Annotated in this window: 15 protein-coding genes and 4 pseudogenes; 7 read left to right on the top strand and 12 right to left on the bottom strand. The window is 72.5% G+C overall.

The features are described 5' to 3' along the window. Nucleotides 1–17: 17 nt before the first annotated feature. Entirely contained in the window at nt 18–632 is a 615-nt protein-coding gene (locus BI06_RS42850) for an SMI1/KNR4 family protein (protein ID WP_233290536.1), read from the bottom strand. A gap of 221 nt (nt 633–853) precedes the next feature. On the opposite strand from BI06_RS42850, the gene BI06_RS42845 reads away from it, so the two are divergent. The 3 genes from BI06_RS42845 to BI06_RS42835 all read left to right on the top strand — a co-directional run bounded on the left by BI06_RS42845 (nt 854) and on the right by BI06_RS42835 (nt 2,784). Further along, nucleotides 854–1,057 (top strand): hypothetical protein, encoded by a 204-nt coding sequence (locus BI06_RS42845; protein ID WP_030394533.1) that lies wholly within the window; start codon nt 854–856, stop codon nt 1,055–1,057. Nucleotides 1,058–1,059: 2 nt separating this feature from the next. After that, entirely contained in the window at nt 1,060–1,416 is a 357-nt protein-coding gene (locus tag BI06_RS42840) for a DUF1036 domain-containing protein (protein ID WP_030394534.1), read from the top strand. A 132-nt stretch (nt 1,417–1,548) separates the two neighbouring features. Further along, nucleotides 1,549–2,784: a PP2C family protein-serine/threonine phosphatase gene (locus BI06_RS42835; protein WP_030394535.1), complete on the top strand. Its 1,236-nt coding sequence runs from the start codon at nt 1,549–1,551 to the stop codon at nt 2,782–2,784. A gap of 91 nt (nt 2,785–2,875) precedes the next feature. Here the strand turns inward: BI06_RS42835 and BI06_RS42830 are convergent, their stop codons facing one another. Further along, nucleotides 2,876–7,150 (bottom strand): hypothetical protein, encoded by a 4,275-nt coding sequence (locus tag BI06_RS42830; RefSeq protein ID WP_149030663.1) that lies wholly within the window; start codon nt 7,148–7,150, stop codon nt 2,876–2,878. Between the two features lie 361 nt (nt 7,151–7,511). Then, on the bottom strand, nt 7,512–8,027 hold the full coding sequence (locus tag BI06_RS42825) for an RICIN domain-containing protein (protein WP_078880070.1): 516 nt from the start codon (nt 8,025–8,027) through the stop codon (nt 7,512–7,514). Nucleotides 8,028–8,404: 377 nt separating this feature from the next. Between BI06_RS42825 and BI06_RS42820 the strand changes: the two genes are divergently transcribed. Then, complete coding sequence (locus BI06_RS42820) at nt 8,405–10,159, top strand: amidohydrolase (RefSeq protein ID WP_051742980.1); 1,755 nt, start codon at nt 8,405–8,407, stop codon at nt 10,157–10,159. A 76-nt stretch (nt 10,160–10,235) separates the two neighbouring features. Here BI06_RS42820 and BI06_RS42815 read toward each other — a convergent pair whose 3' ends face one another. From BI06_RS42815 to BI06_RS42790, 8 genes and pseudogenes are all read right to left on the bottom strand, one after another. Continuing rightward, nucleotides 10,236–10,613 carry a nuclear transport factor 2 family protein gene (locus BI06_RS42815; protein WP_030394539.1) on the bottom strand — a complete coding sequence of 126 codons (378 nt, stop codon included), beginning with the start codon at nt 10,611–10,613 and terminating at the stop codon, nt 10,236–10,238. A 49-nt stretch (nt 10,614–10,662) separates the two neighbouring features. Beyond that, a pseudogene (locus BI06_RS42810) lies at nt 10,663–10,908 on the bottom strand (FCD domain-containing protein); the annotation flags it as partial. Beyond that, nucleotides 10,899–11,100, bottom strand: a pseudogene (locus BI06_RS52790) (hypothetical protein); the annotation flags it as partial. The pseudogenes BI06_RS52790 and BI06_RS42810, both read right to left, overlap by 10 nt. Then, nucleotides 11,097–11,488, bottom strand: a pseudogene (locus BI06_RS45690) (SDR family oxidoreductase). The pseudogenes BI06_RS45690 and BI06_RS52790, both read right to left, overlap by 4 nt. A 51-nt stretch (nt 11,489–11,539) precedes the next feature. Next, a pseudogene (locus BI06_RS54480) lies at nt 11,540–11,851 on the bottom strand (enolase C-terminal domain-like protein); the annotation flags it as partial. Nucleotides 11,852–11,960: 109 nt separating this feature from the next. Next, on the bottom strand, nt 11,961–12,209 hold the full coding sequence (locus BI06_RS42800; protein ID WP_043477821.1) for a helix-turn-helix transcriptional regulator: 249 nt from the start codon (nt 12,207–12,209) through the stop codon (nt 11,961–11,963). Beyond that, a complete protein-coding gene (locus tag BI06_RS42795) occupies nt 12,209–12,700 on the bottom strand; it encodes a DUF2975 domain-containing protein (RefSeq protein ID WP_043477818.1) in 492 nt (163 codons plus the stop codon). Before BI06_RS42795 ends, BI06_RS42800 begins: the two co-directional genes overlap by 1 nt. A gap of 156 nt (nt 12,701–12,856) precedes the next feature. Next, on the bottom strand, nt 12,857–13,237 hold the full coding sequence (locus tag BI06_RS42790) for a DUF4190 domain-containing protein (protein ID WP_078880071.1): 381 nt from the start codon (nt 13,235–13,237) through the stop codon (nt 12,857–12,859). 138 nt (nt 13,238–13,375) lie between these two features. On the opposite strand from BI06_RS42790, the gene BI06_RS42785 reads away from it, so the two are divergent. Together BI06_RS42785 and BI06_RS42780 are read left to right on the top strand one after the other, a co-directional pair. Continuing rightward, nucleotides 13,376–14,626, top strand: a complete 1,251-nt coding sequence (locus BI06_RS42785; RefSeq protein WP_043477815.1) for a sensor histidine kinase — start codon at nt 13,376–13,378, stop codon at nt 14,624–14,626. A 95-nt stretch (nt 14,627–14,721) separates the two neighbouring features. Beyond that, nucleotides 14,722–15,399, top strand: coding sequence for a response regulator transcription factor (locus BI06_RS42780; protein ID WP_051742999.1), 678 nt, complete (start codon nt 14,722–14,724; stop codon nt 15,397–15,399). 68 nt (nt 15,400–15,467) lie between these two features. Here the strand turns inward: BI06_RS42780 and BI06_RS42775 are convergent, their stop codons facing one another. After that, complete coding sequence (locus BI06_RS42775; protein WP_107113529.1) at nt 15,468–17,564, bottom strand: glycosyltransferase; 2,097 nt, start codon at nt 17,562–17,564, stop codon at nt 15,468–15,470. Nucleotides 17,565–17,766: 202 nt separating this feature from the next. On the opposite strand from BI06_RS42775, the gene BI06_RS42770 reads away from it, so the two are divergent. Beyond that, complete coding sequence (locus BI06_RS42770; protein ID WP_043477809.1) at nt 17,767–19,116, top strand: glycosyltransferase; 1,350 nt, start codon at nt 17,767–17,769, stop codon at nt 19,114–19,116. Nucleotides 19,117–19,761 lie beyond the last annotated feature (645 nt).

Raw genomic sequence — 19,761 nt, 5'->3', positions numbered from 1 at the left:
CCGGCGGGGTGGCGCGGTCAGAAGCCGTCGGGATACCTGCTCGGCTCTCCCGTGGCCGGGGCGAGGCCGGCTTTCCAGCGGTCGTCCTGCACCCGCCAGTGGACGAAGGACGGTACCGGCTTCATCAGCAGCGGACGCCCGATGCTGAGCGGCCAGCGCTCCCAGCCGGTCGAGTCCTCGCACAGGAGCCGGCGGAGGAACTCGGTCATGCCGAACGGGTGCACCGTGAACATCGGTCGGGTGTGGCGGCCGACGACCAGCACCGGCCAGCGGTCGGGATCCTCGTCCTCGGTCAACCAGCACAGCAGGTCGGGACCGGACGTCGCACCCCAGGCCAGGATGTGGTTCGGGTCCACGTCGAGGGCGGCCGGTCCGCCCTCCGCCTGCCAGAGCCGGCGGGCGTCCGCCGTCTCTTCCGCCATCGACGCGACCAGAGTGGTTCCGACGGGCGCGGGGGCGAGGATGTCCGCCTCGTCGCTGATCGAGCCGCTGCCGTAGACCGCCATGAAGGCCCGATAGTCCTCGGGGAAGGCGACACCCCACCTCGCCCGGGCGGCAACCCAGTCCACCTGCTCGTCGGCGCCGTGCTCCGGCGACATGACCTTGCTGAGTCTCTCGATGCCAGGGTGCACGACCTCGCCCTTCGTCCCGTTCCGCCGACAACCTAGCGGAGACGAAGGACAGCGATCCGCTCGGGGAGTCGGCGGACCCTGCGCCCCTGGTCGGATCTCCCTCCGTCACTCGCCCGGATGCGGCGCGGTTGCGCCGACGATAGTTTGTATACGGGTGATCTACTCAGAGTGCCGGCGAATCGCGGATCGCTCGACCCTTCAGGAAATGAAAGGTGTCGCACATGGCCGAGAAACTGTCGCGGGCCTGGACCGCCGACGAGGCCGCCGAACACCGGCGGTCGCGCGGGCCGGACCGGGTGGGTGAGGCGGTCCCGGTGGATCGGACCGCGGGGGTCTCCAGTGGTGAGGACCATCGTCCCGGCGTGGAGAGCGATCACGCGGGCGACGACGGCCGCGGTGACGACCCCGTGCCGCAGGAGGGATGACCGTGGGACTCTATTTCCAGAACAGCACGTCGAAAACCGTCTGGTTCGCCTATGCCTACGCCGACAGCGGCTGCGCGTCGAAAGGCGACCAGTGGTCGAAGACCGGATGGTTCATGGTCACCCCGCACACCGATCTGAAGGTGCGTTCCGGGCCGGTCAACGGGGCGAAGTACTTCTTCTTCGCGGAGAACCAGGACAGAAGCCTGAGCTGGGGCGGGGAATTCCTCACCCAGATGCCGGACCGGGCGTTCGACTGGTGCTGGACCACGGGGAGCAGCGACTCGCGGCTGCTCGGCATGAAGAAGGTGCTGGTGCCGGTTTCCTCGATCAACCATACGATCAACGTCATCGGGCCCTGACGGCGGATGCCGGTCACCGGTCGCCGCCGGATGCCCGTCACCGCCGGGTGGATCCCGCCGGGTGTTCCGGGAGTGTGCCGCGCGGGCGGGCCGCTCCTATGGTGGAAGAACCCCCGTACGGGCAGGTGGATCGTGAACGGACCTGTCATCGACTACCAGGACGTCTTCCGCGCTCTGCCGGGCGCGGTCGCGCTGCTGACCCGCGACCTGGTGTACGCGGATGCCAACGAGGCGTTCCTGGCCGTGTCCGGACGCACCCGGGAGCAGCTCATCGGCCGCTATCTGTTCGACGTCTTCCCCGACAATCCGAACGATCCCTCGGCGAACGGCGTGCGCAACCTGCACGCCTCGCTGGAGCGCGTGATGGCCACCGGCGAGCGCGACACCATGGCGCTGCAGCGCTACGACGTCGAGGACCCCGAGTGCCCCGGTGTGTGGCACGAGCGGTACTGGAGCCCGGTGAACGCCCCCGTGCTCGCCCCGGACGGCACGGTGGCGCTGCTGCTGCACCGGGTCGAGGAGGTCACGGACTTCATGACGGCCCGCGGCTCCGGCGACGGCGGCCGCGGCCGGGTCCTGGAGGCCGAGCTGTACACCCGTGCCCGGGAGCTGCAGGAGATCAACGAACGCCTGCGTGACGCCCACGCCCGCGAACGCGAGGTAGCGCTGCACCTGCAGGAGGCGATGCTCCCCGCGCCGCGTCCGCTCGGCCACCACCGTGCGGCCGTGCGGTACCGGCCGGCCGCCGGGGCGCTGAACGTCTGCGGCGACTGGTACGACCTCGCCGACCTGCCCGGCACGGACCACACGGCCGTCGCCCTGGCGGTCGGCGACGTCGTCGGCCACGGGCTGCGGGCCGCCGGTGTCATGGGCCAGCTGCGCAGCGCCCTGTCGGCCGCCTCCCGGGTCGCCGACGGGCCCGCCGCGGCCCTGGACGTCCTGGGCCTGTACGCCCGCTTCGTCGACGGGGCGGAGAGCGCCACCGCGGTGTCCGTGTTCGTCGACTGGACCAACCACACCCTGGCCTACAGCAGCGCGGGCCACCCGCCGCCGGCCCTGTGCGGGCCCGACGGCACCGTGGTGCTGCTCGACCGGGCCACCGATCCGCCGCTCGGCGCCCGCCCGGAGCACGTGCCCCGCCCGCAGGCCCGGACCGGCTTCACCGAGGGCTCGGTGCTCGTCCTCTACACCGACGGGCTGGTCGAACGGCGACGCGAGGACATCGACACCGGCCTCGACCGGCTCGCCCGCTCCCTCGCCCGCCACCGCCGTGCCGACCCCGAGACCCTCGCCGACGCGCTCCTGACCGACCTGGTCCCGCCGACCGGCCTGACCGACGACACCGCGCTGATCGTCCTGCGTCTGTGACGGCCGGAGCCCGCGGCCCGAGGGGCCGTGCGACGCCGGAAGGGGGAGGCCGTGACGGGCCTCCCCCTCCCCCGAGCGTCACATCACACGGTCACCGGGTGAGGTTGCCGGTGAACTCGTTGGCCGGGTCGTCGCAGTGGACGACCTTGTTCGGCCGGTTGCCCGGCCCGTCGCCGATGATCGGCGCCGGGGCGTCGACCGACCACGGGTTGCCGCCGCTGCCGCGGGTGGCGGCCGAGCAGGTGCTGTAGGCGTTGCCGTTGGGGGCGGTGGCGGGGAAGTTGGAGAAGTTCCGCCAGTCCCCGCCGTTGATCCGCTGGTTCGACGGGCGGCCGAGGTTGTCGGTCAGCCGGTCGTCGATATACAGGTACAGGTCGGGCATGTAGGACTGGAAGACGATGCCGTTGGTCGGGGTGGCGTCGCCGTTGCGCTGGTAGTGCGTCGGCTTCACGGACCCGTCGGCGCAGAAGGCCGCGGCGATGTCCTGCCAGATCGGGGGCGCGTTGCCGATCACGGAGCCGCCCATGTTGTTGTTCCAGGAGCCGGTGTTCTTGAAGAACATCGAGTAGACGTCGCCGGCGAACCGCTTCACCGCGTGGTTGGTCTGCAGGCTCGCGTTGACCTTGTCCACCCACGCCTTGACGTTGTCGTTGATCGACTTGTGGCCGATCATGGCGCGGTAGCCGTGCACACCGCCGCCGACGGCGCGGAAGTCGACGCACTGCTTGGCGTCGTCGATGCGTGCCCCGCGGAAGTGCGGGAAGTACGCCTGGCCCGGGGTGTCCCCGTCCGTGTAGGGGTGGGAGGTCCGGACGTTGCCGTACTCCAGCGCGTCCTGCGTGGTGTAGTCGATGTCCGGTGCCGGAATCCCGTAGTCGGCCTCGATCGTCTTCATGATCCCGGTGACGAAGTGGGGCAGGTGGGCGTTGCCGACCCGGGCCCGGTAGTTCGACCCGGCGCTGCCGTCGACGATCTTCCCGTCCTCACCGACCACGAAGGTCACGTTCACATCGGACCTGATCTTGTAGCTGTTCGGGTCGCTGTACGCCTGGGAGGCCGGCTTGGACACGTCGGGGCGCGGGTTGAACATGGCCATCCAGACCGGGATCGACATCTCGGGGGCCGAGCCGTCGGCGCGCGGGGCCGAGCCGCCGGCCCTGATGTCCTTGGCCCACCGGTCGGCCGCGTCCCAGGTCTGCTGCCCCGTGCACTCGCCGACGGCCTGCGCCGTCGGGCAGCGCGCCTCGGAGGACAGACCGCGGGCGTCGGCCCCGTCCGGGTTGTTCCACAGCGGCCCCTGGTCGGCCAGGCCCAGCCCCCAGTCGTAGAGGGACTTCATGGACCGCACGGGCGTGTTGAGCTCCGTCACCGCCCAGTTGGAGTTCAGCTCCTGGTTCGGGTCGAAGATGGCGGCCGCGGTCAGGGAGCGCTGGACGAAGGTGCCCCTGATCGGCTTGACGGCCACGGAGTTCCAGGCGATGTCGCGGTCGGCGGTGCCGGCCTTCGAGTAGTTCGACAGGGTCACCTTCGGCGTGGAGGTGAACCTGTACGCGCCCAGCGAGACCCACTGGCCGTTGTTGGCGTCCTGGTCGACGTACCGCTCGTACGGGCCGCCGACGGCGCCGTCGATGACGTACTTCGCGTCCTTGGTCTGCGCTCCGGTGTCGGGGATGTAGGCGTAGACGGCGGCGAGGTCGTACGACTTGCCCGCCGTCCACTCGCCCACGATCGTCATCCGGTTGCCGTCGCCGCCGTAGTGGTCCTCGTCCCGGGTGTGGGTGTACCAGAAGTGGCCGCCGTGACCGCCGCCGATCGAGTGCAGATCGGCCTTGGCCTCGTAGTGCTGGTCCCAGTCGGCGTGGAAGGTGAACTGGAACGCGCCCGTCGACGCCGCCGCCCCGCAGGCCGACCACGTCGGTGTTCCGGAGGGGATCGAGGTGACGACGTCGGAGCCCGCCGGGGCGCCGGCGCACACCGGAGTGCCGTTCTTCAGCCGGTAGCCGCGGCCGGGCTCGGCCCGCAGGGTCTGGTACTTGATGTTCTCGTGCCCGCAGGTCTGCGCGCAGTCGGACTTCCAGGTCGCGTTCTCCTGGTTCCACCAGAACTGGCGGTAGCAGGCCTCGTCCGGGCAGTCCACCGGGCTGGAGGGGTTGCAGTTGTTCTTCGTGTTGCAGAAGGTGCTGATCGGCGGGCTGACCCGGGAGCGGTCGGCGACGGTGGTCCACCAGGCGGGGTTGAAGCCGGCGGAGTTGAACCCCGACTCGCCCTTCCAGTCCTGGCGTCCGTCCGTGCCGTAGGAGAAGCCGGTGTCGATGGACCAGGCGGACCAGCCCATCACCTTCATCTGGTACGGCCAGTACTGCGGGGTCGCCGCGTCCCGGATGTTGTTCGTGTTGAGGCTCACATCCATGAACGGGTGGTCCCAGGCACCCTTCTTGTACATGGGGTTGGCGGGGTTGTTGTACCAGCCCAGGCCCCAGGCACCGCCGTTCTGGCCGGCCGCCGACTTCGGGTTGAAGCCGAGGTTGTAGTTCCAGGCCGCCGTGAACCAGTTCTCCACCCGGGACGGGTCGTCGTTGTTGACCGTGATCTTCTGCCCGTCGGCGTGCACCTCGTTCCACTTGTCGGAGAGGATCTTCATGGAGGCGGCGATGTTGGTGGCGTAGTCGACGGCGATCGCCTTCTGCAGCGCCGGGTCGAGGCTCGTCTCGCCGGTCTTCTCGTGGCCCTTCAGCCGCATGCCGTCGGTGACCTGGCCGACGCCGTAACCGCAGTCGGACTTGTCCCAGTTGATGCGCCAGTAGCCGAGCAGGGTGTCCTTCGTGCTGTGGCCGTAGTAGCCGTCCACGGCCGCCAGCGGGCTGCCCATCTGGCCGGGCACCGCGCCGGACTCGGCCTGCCACAGGTTGGACTCCTGCGCCAGGATGCCGAGCAGCACATTGGCGGGGATCCGTCCGCCGCCCTTCAGCTCCGGGCGGGGGAACATCCCCTGCGGGTCGATCGTGAGCAGCCCGGCCTGGCCGCGGTAGTCGCCCTGGCGGAGCCAGTTGCTGCGCAGCTCGCCGCGGACGGCCATGTCCACCGCCCACTCGACCTGGTTGGCCGTCGGCTGCAGCGCCTGCACGCTCATGTCGTTGCGGGAGACGGAGCACCAGCGGTCGGTGTCACGGGGGTCGTGGGAGTCGGGCGCGGCCGCGGCCGCACGGGCCGTGGTCCTCGGCTCGGTGTCGCCGGTCAGGGCGGGGGACGGATCGTCGGCGGGGCTCGGCTGCGCCGGGGCGACCGGCTGCCGGACCTCCTTGCCCGTCGCCGTGACGGTCGAGGTGACCGTCGTGGTGCCCGTTGTCGCGGTGCCGTCGGCCGGCGTCCCGGGGGCCGTTCCGGCGGGGGCGTTCGCGCCCGAGTCGGGCCCGGCAGCCCCGTCGGAGCCCTTCCCGGCAGCCTTGATCCGGGCCAGTCCGGCGCGGACGCCGGGGGTGAGGACGGGGGCGACGGCGAGGTGCCCCTGGGAGGAGACGTCGGTGCCGGCCGGCGCGTCGAGCCGGGTGACTCCGCTCCCCTCCACCTTGACGTCCCGGGGACGGCCGGTGAGGAAGACCCGGCCCTGCGCGCCGGAGACCAGCTCCAGTTCGCCGGGGTTCCCGGTGGCGACCGTGACCGGCTCACCGCCGCCGGCGCCGTACACCTTCGCCTGCGCCTGCGCCGTCCCGGTGTCCTTGCGGTCCACGAAGCCGACGCGATCGTCCGCCATGGGGCGGATGTCGAAGGGGATGCTGTCGCCCCCGGCGAGCCGGCTGATCGTGCCCTTGCCGTCGATCCGGACGAGATCGCGGCCCAGACCGGCGACCACGCCGTCCTTCACCGGTACCGCCGACGACACCTGCCCCCGCAGCTCCCCCGTCTTCGTGACCGTGGTGCCGGCCGTGTCGACGGTGACCACCTGGGTCTTCACCTGCGCCGCGTCGTTCATGTCGCGGTACTGGGTGAAGGCGGCCGTGTGCGTGGTGGTGTTGCAGGCCGGGTCGAAGTAGGCGAGCGTGGCGGTGAACGGAAGCTTCGTCACCTCGCCCGTCCTGGTGTTCACGATCGCCGTGAACGCGCCGCCCTGCATCAGGTCGGGCTTGTTGGTGAACGCGCGCGGGGCGTAGACGGCGGCCACGTGCGAGTCGTCCATGACGCACTGGTTGCCGATCCAGGAGTCGGCCGGTATTCCGGGCTCCGCCAGCGCGGCGACCGTCTTCCACTCGTACGCCGCCGCTTCGTCGGCGACGAGGATCTTGAAGGCCTCGGCGTCGGCCGCGCCGGTCACCGCACGGTCCTCGGAGGCCTTCCAGTCCTTCCCGAGCGTCTGGTCAGGACTGTCCACACGTAAGGAAGCCGCGGGTGGCGGCACGGCCCCGGCGGAGGGGGCCGGTGCGGCGGCCGCGGGAGGGGCCTGGAGCAGGCCCGCGGTCAGGGCCGCGCAGGCAGCCACCGCGGCTGCCGGCATGCATGCCCGTCGAAGGGATCGCAATCGCAAGAGAGAACTCCCCCGAGTCTCGTCGTTCAGGGGCCGCGCCCGAGCGGGCACGGCCCGGGTCCACCCGCCCCGGCGGGGCCCGGAGTTGCCCGGGTGGGGCGGGTGTCCGCTCAGCCGGTCCGCACATCCGGTGCGGCCGGCAGGTCTCCGATGAACGGACCGTCGGGCCGGCGGCCGGACCGGGTCCCGTCCACCGGGGCGGCGCCGGTCAGTACCGCATCTGCCAGTGCTGCTCCGGCGGGAAGTCCGAGGCACAGGTCCACAGCGTCAGGTAGGTGCCGTTGCCGGACGAACCGCCCTTGTTGGTCAGGCACTTGTCGGAGAACTTGGCGTGCATGAACCAGTCGGAGGACCAGAACTGCTGGCTGCGGTTGTTGCCGCCCTCCTCGCACGGCCACAGGGTGAGCACCGCACCGTTGACGTCGTAACCGTCGCCCTGCGGGGTCAGACACTTCCCGCTCGCCTTGTGGACGATCTGGTAACCGTCGTGGTCCCACTTCTGGAGTTCGTCACCGGTGCAGTTCCACAGGGTGATGATGGTCCCGTTCGCCGTGCTGTTGCCCTTGGGCGTGGCGCACTTAGCGGGGTACCAGGTGCCGGGGCCGACCGGGGTGTAGAGCTCTCCCCAGAAGGGGCCGCCCGCAGCCGAGGCCTGCGGGGCCGCGGCCGCGTGGAAGCCGGCCGCCAGGAGAGCCGTCGCCAGGAACACTATTGGCTTGCGCATGACATGCCTTTCATCAGGAACTTCCGTCTTCTGCAACAGAGATCCGAATCTAGCCGCGCCCGGCCGGACGGACTGTGCGAGGCGTGCAGCGTTTCTGTACGGTCCGCGCAGCTCTCCTCGTGCCCGGGAACGGACTTGATGCCGTGTCACTCGGAACGGCGGACCCTCCGCGGCCGGCGCCACCGGACGCGGCAGGGTCCGCAGGTGCTCCTACCGGCCCGGCACCGGGAGCCCCGGACGCTACATGCCGCTCCATGCCGCTCCCCGGCCGCGTTGCCCCGTTCCGGTGAAGTCCGGCCGTTCCCGGGAGAGTTTGCCCACGTCGCTCCTAGGCTCTGGGCCGGTTTCACCATCCTTCTACCGAACGGGAGAACAGCATGGCCGAACAGGCCGACCTCATCCTCCACGGCGGCGACATCGTCACGCTCGCGGAGCACCGCGACGAGCGGGAACACGGCAACGAGCGGAGGCACGGCGACGAGCGGGGCGAAGCGGTGGCCGTGAAGGACGGCACCGTCGTCTTCGTCGGCCCCGAGCAGGAGGCGCTGGAACGCTGGCGCGGCCCGCACACCGTCGTGCGGGACCTCGGCGGCCGGGCCCTGCTGCCCGGGTTCATCGACGCGCACGGCCACCTCGGAGGCATCGGTCTGCAGGCCGTCATCGCCAACCTGCTCGCCGACCCGGACGGCGATGTCACCGACCTCGCCTCCCTGAAGGACAAGCTGCGCTCCTGGGCCGCGGGCCCGGTGGGTGCGGACTCGGAGTGGATCATCGGCTTCGGCTACGACGACGCGACGCTCACCGAGGGCCGCCACCCCACCCGCGACGACCTCGACGAGGTGTCCACGGAGCGCCCGGTGCTCGCCATCCACCAGTCCTTCCACCTCGGCGCGGTGAACAGCATCGGCCTGAAGCGGCTCCGTTACTCGGCCGCCACACCCGACCCCGAGGGCGGGGTGATCCGGCGGCGCGAACTCGCCGTCCCGCCCTCGTACGGCGAGCCCGACGGCGTGCTGGAGGAGAAGGCGTTCACCCCGGCCTCGGACCTGGCGCTCGCGGGGCTGCCGGAGCGGGAGCTGCTGATGCTGTTCGCGACGGGCGCGGCCACGGCGGCGAGCTTCGGCTTCACCACCGTCCAGGAGGGCGGCACCACCCTCGCCAACCTCAAGGCGCTCCGGGACACCGCCGCCGCCGTGCCGTTCCCGGTCGACGTGGTCGCGTACGTGAAGGCCGACGAAGCGATGTCGTCCGCGCTGGACGACCCGATCGGGGTGAGCGACACGTACAAGAACGGCGTCCGCGCGGCCGGTGTGAAGCTGGTCCTGGACGGCTCGCCGCAGGGCCGCACCGCGTGGCTCAGCAAGCCGTACCTGAAGCCGCCGGCCGGACAGCCCGAGGGCTACTGCGGGTACCCGGCGGTGCCGGACGACGCGGTGGTGGCCAAGCAGGTCGGTACGGCGGTCGAGCGGGGCTGGCAGGTCCTGGCGCACGTCAACGGTGACGCGGCGATCGACCAGTTCGTCAACGCGGTCGCGGCCGCCGGGCCGGGCCGCCGGCCGACCGTGGCGATCCACGCGCAGACCGCCCGCGAGGACCAGATCGACGAGTTCGCCCGGCTGGGGATCCTGCCGTCCTTCTTCTCGATGCACACCTACTACTGGGGCGACTGGTACCGCGGGACCGTCCTCGGCGAGGAGCGGGCGCAGGACATCTCCCCGGCCCGCTGGGCACTCGACCGGGGCCTGCGCTACACCTCGCACCACGATGCCCCGGTGGCGCTGCCGAACTCGATTGCCGTGCTGTCCAGCCAGGTGACCCGCCGCACCCGCAGCGGCCACCTGCTCGGCCCCCACCAGCGGGTCTCCGCGCTGGAGGCGGTTCGCGCGATCACCATCAACGCCGCCCACCAGTACGGCGAGCAGGACCGCAAGGGCAGTGTCGAGGTCGGCAAGCTCGCGGACCTGGTCGTCCTGAGTGAGAACCCGCTGACGGCCGACCCCGAGCGGATCCGCGACATCGAGGTGATCGAGACCATCAAGGCCGGCACCACCGTCCACCCGCCCGCACCCGCCGGCCGGACCGGCGCAGCCCCGTCGACCGCACCCACCCCGCACTGGGGCTGCTCCTGCTGAACCGGCGCGGCCCTGTGCCACCACGCCCGGCGGCCCCGGCTGCCGGGCGTCGCCGATCAGTCAGGAGGTCAGCGGCTCAGGAGGCCAGCGGCCCGATCTCCCCCGCGAAGACGATGACCTGGTCGATGAGGTTCCGCCGCAGGTGGACGACGTCCGTACCCGCCAGGCGGGGGCCTCCGTCCGGCGTCGTGAAGACCCACCGGTACCGGGCCCACTCGTCCGGCATGTCCACCGCCGAGCAGCGCGTCATCGTGCCGGCCCCCGCGGGGTGGCGCCGGAGGTCCAGCACGAACCGCTCGACCGCCTCGATCCCCTCACTGCGGCCCAACGGCCCCCAGAAGACCACGTCCGAGGTCAGGGCCCGGGAGAGCAGCGCGGTCACATAGCTGTCGTCCGAGGCGTTGAACGCGGAGATGAACGTGTCGATGGCGGATTGCGCGGTCTCTTCCTGCATGCACCAGTAATACCAGCACGGTGAAGCGTCCGTCCCGGTCGCGGCGCTTCCCGGCGGCGGCCTCGCCGGGAAGGGACTCCCCCGTGCTCAGGTGCTCCCGGAGCCACTGTTCGGTGCTGCTGACGTGGAGCAGCGCGGCCGCCTGGCTGAGGGGGGCGTCGCGGGCGGACAGGGCGTTGAAGATCGCCTCGTGCTCGGCGAGGGTCCGGCCGGCGGCCCGGGCGTCGGTGAGGCCGCGCCGGACGCGGGCGCGCAGGGTGCGGCCGGAGATGCCTTCCAGCAGGGTGAGGAGGGTGACGACGGCCGTGCGGAGCCCGAAGCAGCGGCGCAGGCCGCGGACGACGTTGTACTCGCCGCCACCCTCCCAGGTCTGGAACGAGCGGGCGGTGCGGATCCGCCCCTCGCCCGGGTCGAGGCGCAGCATCACCTCGCCGAGGGCGACGACCTCGGGGGCGTTCGTTCCGTGCTCCGCTCCGGGGCCGCTCATCGGCCGAGCCAGCCGCCGTCGACGGGCAGAACGGTGCCGTGGACGTAGGCGGCGGCGTCCGAGGCCAGGAACACGACGGCGCCCGCGAGGTCGTCGGCGCTGCCCCAGCGGCCGGCGGGGATGCGCTCCAGGACGGCCCTGCTGCGCACCGGGTCGTCCTGGAGCGCCCGGGTGTTGTCGGTGGCGATGTAGCCGGGCGCGGATCGCCTCGAAGGTGCGGCCGGCGGCGGTCACGTCCTGTTCCACCGCGCTGCCGGACTTCTCCAGCGAGGCGCTGACGCCGATGTCGTCCGCCCCGGCTTCGGCGAGCGCGCGCGCCGCGGCCCGGCCGATGCCGGCGGGCTCCGGTGACGACGGCGAGCCTGCCGGTGAGGTCGAGCTCCTCGATCCAGTACGGCCGGTAGGGGGCGAGGGCTCCCATCCAGTCGATGGCGTCCTGGACGTCCCGGCGCTGGTTGGCGTCCACCGCGATGCGGATGTGGTCGCCGACCGCCTCCCGGGCGGTGCGCAGGCGCCGTACGTCGTCCTCCAGCGAGGCTCCGACCTTGAGCTTGATCTGGGTGAAGCCGTCGGCGACGGCCTCGCGGGCGAGGCGGGCGAGCTTCTCGTCGGAGTAGCCGAGCCAGCCCGGTGTGGTGGTGCAGGCGGGGTAGCTCCGGTCGAGCAGCCGGCCGATGCGCTCCTCGCGGCCGGGTTCGGCGCGGCGCAGGATCCCCAGGGCCTCGTCCGGAGTGAGCGCGTCGCTGAGCACGTCGGGCTGGAGCCACCCGGACCACGGGAGCCGACAGCGCCACGTGCGCACCCACCGGTCATCTGCGTCCAGGACGCCTCCTGGGCGTCGGCTGTCGAAGCGGTGCGCTTCAATCACTCTCGGGCCGCTCGGCCCCGTCGGCCGGTTCGGCGTCCTCGCCTTCCCAGCGCAGCAGGTCGCCCGGCTGGCAGTCGAGCACCTCGCAGAGCGCGGCGAGCGTGGAGAAGCGCACCGCCTTGGCACGGCCGTTCTTGAGCACCGCCAGGTTGGCGGGTGTGATCCCTATGCGGTCCGCGAGTTCACCCACGGACATCTTCCGCCGGGCCAGCATCACGTCGATGTCGACCGCGATCGGCATCAGATCACCTCGTTCAACTCGGCCTGCATCCGGGCGGCTTCGACGTCGCGGTCGACGGCCTGGGCGAGCAGCATCCGCAGCACCAGCACGATGAGCGCGACACCCAGGATCGCCACGCCGATCCCGCCCATGACGAGGGTGACACCGGGATCGTCCCGCTGGCCCGGCGCGTTCAGGGCGGTGACCGAGAACCACACCAGAGCGGCCGCGACGATCGCGCCGATGATGCCGTCCACGTAGCGGAAGGCGGCGTGGGAGAACACCGTCCCGCGCCGCACCATCGCCACCAGTCGCCAGACACAGACCAGGGCGACCTGCGCGGCTCCGATGCCCAGGATCGTCACCACGCGCAGCGCGGTCAGCGGGAGTGTCCCGTCCTCCGGGTCGTTCCCGCTCACCAGGGCCCACACCATCATGGCCTGTACGAACACGGTGCCGGTCAGCACCACTACGAGCACGGCGCGCAGCGCGCGCACTGTCAGCTTGCCCATGATCCATCCATCCATCGAGTTGCGATGGGAATCTATCGAATTTCGATAGGCCGGGCAAGGGGCGGGGCCGACGCCGGCAACGATCGCGCCGACGGTGCCGGTGGTGGAGGACGGTCCCGCCTTCCGTACCCGGCCCCGCCGTCGACCGGTGAGCTGTCAGTTCCCGGTGAGGTGCTGCTGGACGCACTGCCGGTACTCCTGCAAGGAGTCGGGCTGGTAGCAGTCCTGCGTCCTGTCGGCGTACCAGACGAGGAGGACGGCGGCCAGGACGGACACCACGATCGCGAGGGCCGAGGTCACCACCCCGGCGACGGCCCTGCCCCGGCCGGCCCCGGTCCGCCCGGCTGTGACCAGGCCCGCGATGCCCAGGGCCAGGCCGACGACCCCGATCAGTCCGCCGACGAAGAGGATCGACGTGCTCAGAGCGATCACGCCCAGCACCACGGCGGCGCCGGCCGGACCGTTCCTCCGGGGCCGGTCGGCCGCCCCTGCGAATGCGGTGTGCCGGATCGGCGTCTCGGTGCCTCGGGTGTTCATCAGGTGTCCTCCGGTCAAGTGCTCGGAACGCGATCATGGCGTCCGGGGGCACCACCGCACATCGCGGGAAGGCGGGAGGCGACGCTCCCCCGATCGGGGGAGGTCACCGGATCGGGCCGCGCCCATACTGGGACGATCATGCTCAAGGGACTTCGGCCGCTGCTGCGCGGCTCCACTTATTCGGGAATGCTGTTCGCCTACTGCGGGGCGCTGGCGAGCCTTCCGCTGCTGCCTCTCGCGCTGCCGCCCATGCTGGTGCGGCCGTCCGCCCCCTACGGGGTGCGGGCCGCCCTGGTCCTCCTGGCCTGGGCGGCACTGACCGGCGCGGTGGGGCTGCTTCCCGTCACCCGGCGGGCGCTGATCGCGTTCGCCCGCCCCCTGCTGAGGGTGCCGCTTCCCGCCCCCACGGCCGCCCGGCGGACCGCGGGCTCCCGCGGCACCGACCGTTGGCGGACCTCGCTCTGGCTGCTGCTGCACGTGGCACTGGGGTGGGCGGGATCCCTGACGACCGGGGTGCTGGTCCTCCTGGGTCTGACCCTGCCGGGCAACTGGCTCGGCGCCGAGGCGGCCCTGAGCCTGTCCGGCCGGTCGGTGCGGCTGGACGGCGGCTGGCAGAGCTGGGTGGTGGCACTCGGCTGCCTCCTGCTGGCGGCCGCCGTGTGCGCCGTGGTGACGGGCGCCCTGCGGTGGCTGGCGCCCCGGCTGCTGGGCCCTTCGCCGGCCGAGCGGCTCGCGCTGGCGGCCGAGCGGGAGCAGGCGCTGGCCGAACGCAACCGGCTGGCGCACGAGTTGCACGACTCCATCGGGCACACGCTGACCGCGACCACCATCCAGGCCGCCGTGGCGGGCGAGGTGTTCGGCGCCGATCCGGTGGCGGCGAGGGCCGCGCTGCGCAGCATCGAGGAGTCGTCGCGGGCCGCACTGGAGGACCTGGACTACGTCCTGGGCGTGCTGCGCGACCAGCGGGCGGAGACCGCTCCGACCCGGACCCTGGCAGACCTGCCCGAGCTGCTCGACCGGCTGCGGCACACGGGCGCGGTGCTGGAGCCGGAGCTCTCGGGCGACCTGGCACAGGTGCGGGGGACGCTCTCCCGGGCGGCGTACCGGATCCTGCAGGAGGGGCTGACGAACGCGCTGCGGCACGGGGCGGGCGGCCCGGTCGAGGTCCGCGCGGCGGTGACGCCGGACGGCCTGGAGCTCAGCGTGGTCAACAGGACCGGGACTGCCACCGGCCCGCGTACCGGCAGCGGCGCCTTCCCGAGCTCGGGGCACGGTCTGCCGGGTCTCGCCGAACGCGTGCGGCTGCTGCACGGTGAGTTCGAGGCCGGCCCGGACGGGCCGCAGCACTGGCGGCTGGCGGTCCGGCTGCCGGTCGGGGTGTCGGCGTGACCGGCCCCGACACGGGCGCGGCCGGCACGGGCGCGGCCGGCACGGGCGCGGCCGGCACGGGCGCGGCCGACGAGGCCGGCACCCCGGTCACCGTCCTGATCGCGGACGACGACGCGGTGACCCGCAGTGGTCTGCGCACCTTGCTCTCGCTGCAGTCGGGCATCGCGGTGATCGGGGAGGCCGCCGACGGGGTCGAGGCGGTCGAGGAGGCGCGGCGACTGCGGCCCGACGTGGTCCTGATGGACGTGCGGATGCCTCGCCGCAACGGGATCGAGGCCACCCGGCAGCTCCTTTCCGGCTCGGTCGGCTCCACAGACCCGGCGGACGCGGACGGGGCGGCCGGTCCGCCGAAGGTCGTGGTGATCACGACCTTCGAGAACGACGACTACGTCACCGCCGCGCTCGGCGCCGGGGCCAGCGGGTTCGTCCTCAAGCGGCTGCCGGTCCGGCAGATCGCCGAGGCGGTCCGCGTGGCGGCGGCAGGGGAGGCGATCCTCTTCCCCGCGGCACTGGGCCGGATGGTCACCGCCCGACCGCTGCGCGGCGCCGAGGCTCTGCCGAAGGCGGCGCTGACGGTCCGGGAGGAGGAGGTGCTGCGGCTGATGGCCACCGGGCTGTCCAACCCGGAGATCGCGCAGTCGCTCGCGGTGAGCCTGGAGACGGTGAAGACCCACGTCGGGAACGTGCTCACCAAGCTCGGCGCGCAGAACCGGACCCACGCGGTGGTGATCGCCTACGAATCGGGCCTGGTGGTGCCCGGGTTCACCGGCTGACGGCCCTGGCCGGCCCGGCCGGGCCCGCGCCGGCCACCACGACCTCCGCTGCTTCTCCCCGTGACATCTCAGCCGCCGCCTTCCCCCTCCGTGCCGGTCCGGTCCCGGCCCCGGCGCCCCGTCCGGCACGTGTTCCAATAGGCCTCCGCCAAGGACGCGGCCATGGCGTCGATGCCGAAGCGCTCGCGGACCGTCGCCGACCCGGCCGCCGCCATCGCCGCGAGTTCGGGTGCGGGGGTGAGGACGAGAGAGCGCAGGCCGTCGGCGAGCTTCCCCACCGATCGGGTGTCCAGCAGACGACCGTTGACGCCGTCGCGCAGGTAGTGGGCGGCGCCGCCGCGCTGCGGGGCGGCCACCGGAAGGCCGGCCTCCATGGCCTCGAGTACGGCGAGCCCGAACTCCTCCTTCGCGCTGGGACACACGTACACCACGGATCCCGGTCCGCCCCGCGCCAGCACCCTCTCCAACAGTCGCACCTGCCGGTTGGACAGCGCGGACCACAGGGCCGCTCGCCGTCGTGCGACCGGGTCCGCGGCGAGGAGTTCGGAGACCCTGGTGCGGACCGCCGCCTCGACGCCGGTGGGGTCGGTGGGTGAACCTCCCACCAGCAGCAGGGTCGTACGGTGGTGCAGACCGGCCAGCAACCAGGCCCGCACGAGCTGTTCCTGCTGTTTGACGGGGTGGAGCCGTCCCACGCACAGCAGCAAGGGGAGTTCACGGTCGGTGGCGTCCAGGCCGTCGGCGTCGCCACCGCCGCCGAACAGGCGGGCCAGCAGCCTGCGGCCGGTCGCGGCGTCGTCGGGAGCGGGCCGGAACGGCGCGATGCCCTCGGGCTGGAGATGGACCGACCGCTTCTCCAACTGCGGGAAGTGCTCCGAGAGTTCCTGCGCACCGTGCCGCCCCGGCATGGCGACCAGCAGGTCGGCGCGGGCCACGAGGCGGTCGGCGACGAAGATCCGGTGCATGTCCAGGCGCAGCGCGCGGCTTTCGTCGCCGGTCTGCTCCGCGGGCAGGCCGGCGTGCCGTTCGTCCATCGTCCGGTGCGGGTCGGGGGTGACCGTGAAGGCGAGTTTGGCGCCGGACCTGCGGGTGGCCTGGGCGACGGCGAGCGAGGCGTCGTCGGCGAACCTGACGTGCGTGATGTCCGGTCGGGCTCCGGGGAGTTCGAAGACGCGGGCCGTCCACCAGGCCAGGGCGGCCCGGTGTGCGGCCGCGTTCTGCGGATCGAGTGCTTCCGGTGGGTCCAGGGGCAGCCGCACCAGCAGGTGCGCCGAACTCAGTCGTGCCACCAGTTCTGCGCGTCGGGTGTCCGCGGGCCGGGCGGTGGTCAGGGTGAGGACCCGTGCGGCGCGGGCGCGGGTCGTCAGGGCTTCGCCCAGTGCGGTCAGGAGCACGCTCATGCCGCCGCTGAGCCCGGCGCCGGGCTCCTCCAGGCGACCCAGCAGCATCGACTGCGCGACCACCGGACATGCCTCGAACGGCTCGCTCAGCGGGTCGCAGGCCGTCCTGAAGAGTTCTCCCGCCGGCGCCCCGGGGTCGGCCCGCTCGTAGCACGCGGAGAGGAGCAGCAGCTCGTAGGCGTCCAGTGCCGTGTCCGGATCCGGCAGCACGAGGTCTCCGCCCGGTACTCCCGACAGGTAGCGCCAGAGCGCGTGCCTCTCGGGCCGCCCGGTGGGCCGCAGTCCGACGGCTTCCCCGGCGGAGAGCGGCCCGAGGCCGTTGGCGTCCGCCACATCCAGCAGGAAGGCGGTTTCGGCGGGGCCGGGAGTCGCGAGCAGCCGCCGACGGATCTCGGCGGTGGCGCTCGGCCCGCCGTCGGGATCGGCGCTGCGTTCCCATGCCTCGGCGAGAGCGATCCGTTCCCACGGTTCCAGGTCGGCGGACGCGCCCGCGGCGGCCAGCACCCAGGTCGGCATCGCGCGTTCGCACCGGGCCAGCTGCCGAAGCCGCGCCGCGCGGCGGTCCTGGCGCGACAGGAGCGGATCCGGATGGACCCGGGCGCCGCCGTACTCGGCCTGCGCCAGGCGTCCGAGCAGATCACCCGCGGTGACGGCGCCCACGTCCTGGGTCCAGTGGATTCTCCGCCATGCGGCCAGAGCACCGGTGCCCGCGACACCGGTCCGCGGCGCTGCCGCGGCCGGGGCAGGCGTGACGTGGTGTGTCATCGGTCTTCCTCCCGTGCCGTCGAACGTTCACGGACATGTTCGGAGACAGGTGACGAAGTGGATTGGACCTGACGTGTCCGCTCCCGGTGCGGCCGTACCTGCGCGGCGCGGGCGCGGCAGCCCGCATCCACCTGTGGCTGTCTCCGGGCACCTGGCATCATCGGAAGCCTCACGCGAACCGACCGCCCCGACGGAGAACACCATGGCCAGCGTCGTCGTGATCAGCCCGCCCTTCCAGTCCCACGCCCGGCCGCTCGCCACGCTCGGAGCCGCACTGGCCCGGCACGGCGCCCACGTCGACTTCGCCTGTACCGAGGGGTTCGCCGACCTCGCGACCCGACACGGCCTCCGCTTCGCCGAGCTCGCCGTCACCCGCAACGCCAACCACGGCATCGCCGAAGCCACCCGCCAGGGCCGCGCCGAGGCGCAGCGCCTGCGCGAGTTCCTCGACGCCACCCGGCACGGCCCGGCCGAGACCCTGCTCACCCAGGCCCGCCACCGCGCCGACGACATGCTGGCCGACCCCGAACGCGTCCTGCACGACCTCGCCGGCCTCGACGCGCGGCTGCGCCCCGACTGGTACCTCGTCGACCAGCTCTCCTACGCCGCGACCCTGGCCCTGCACTGCCTCGGCCTGCCCTACGCAACGTTCTGCCCCGGCCACCCGAGCTATGTGCCGGTCTCCCCCGACGCCTACTTCGGCCTGCCCTGCGCGTGGCCCGACAGCCTTCGGCCGTCCCCCGCCGAGCTCGACCGGCTGCGCGCGGCGGTCGCGGCCAACGACACCGCGTTCACCGCCGCCTTCAAGGCGGTCGCCCGCCGCCACGCTCCCGGGAGACCCGCGCCGGACCGGGCGTTCGCGCTGTGCTCACCGCACGCGGTCGTCTTCAACTATCCCCGTCTGCCCTGGCTTCCGCCCGCCCCGAGCGGCCCCGAGGCCCTGTACGCCGGCCACCTGCTGCCGCGCGGCGCCCCCGAGCCGCTGCCGGCGGCCTGGCAGGCGGTGCTCACCCGCCTGGCGGCCGGCGGTCGCCCCGTGGCGCTCGTCGCCCTGGGCACGTTCCTGTCCGCCCGCCACGACGTCCTGACGACCGCCGCGGCCGGAATCCTCCGCCACACCCCGGCCTCGGTGATCGTGGCCGCCGGGAGTCGCGTCGCCGACGTCACGGGCCACCCGCTGCTGCGCGACGCGCCGCCCGAACGGCTGCACGTGGCACCGACCGTCCCGCAGCGGGAACTGCTTCCGCACGCCGCCGTCATGGTCCACCACGGAGGCAACAACTCCTTCACCGAGTGCCTGCACGCCGGCGTGCCCGCACTCGTGCTGCCCTTCTCCAGCGACCAGTTCGCCATCGCCCACGACGCCGAGCGCGCCGCCGTCGGTCATTGCCTCGCCCCGAACACCCTCACTCCGGAATCCGCCGGCTCCGCGGTCGCGGGCCTGCTCGCCGGAGGCGCCGTCGGCCTCGCCGGACTCAGCGAGCGCATTCGCCCCCGCGGCCCCGAGTGGACCGCGGCCGCACTCCTGGCGGAGATGCCCGCCCGCCGCTGAACCGCCCCGTCTCGTCATGCGGTGGAGGAGCGGCATCGGCCGGCACGGCCGAAATGCCGGGGTCTGCATCGGTTCGGCGTGTTCGGCGGTTCACTCGACGCGGTCGTGCCGGGCCGTGCCGGCCGTTCCGTTCCTGGAGCCGGTCTCAGCGCGGGCTCCCCACCTGCGCCGGCGTCGATACCTACCTCCCCGACCGACACCGGAAAATCTGTGCCCGCCGGAGTAGACATTGCCGCGCACCACGGTTAGTGTTTCTCTCGTAGACAGCAGTCCAGCGGTACCCGCCAGACATGAACTGGCGGGCAGCAGTACGGAAGTGCGCAGGTCGGCACGGTCGCAGGGTTCTGAAGCCAGGGTTGGTGCAGTAAGGCGACAGGACCGGGGGCCGGGCCGGGCGGCCCGCAGGAATCAGGGGCCGCCGACCAGAGGTACCGGCAGTCCCAGAGGTACCGGCAGTCGCAGTACGCGGTATCCCGGTGAAGGCGCCCAGACTGCGGGCGCGCGCATCGGAGGTCCGGCAGTGGGGTTCCAAGCCGAGCAGGACGAGCACGACGGGCGACGGGGCTGGCTGCCGGAGCCAGGTGGTTGGAAGTACCCGCAGTTCGCAGTAACCGGCCAGTACAGAGGATGAACGGAGGGACAGCG

It is taken from the genome of Kitasatospora sp. MBT66 (assembly GCF_000710405.2).
GTDB lineage: Bacteria > Actinomycetota > Actinomycetes > Streptomycetales > Streptomycetaceae > Kitasatospora > Kitasatospora purpeofusca.
Note: the sequence above shows the minus strand (reverse complement) of the source record. Positions and strands in the feature narration are given on the sequence as shown.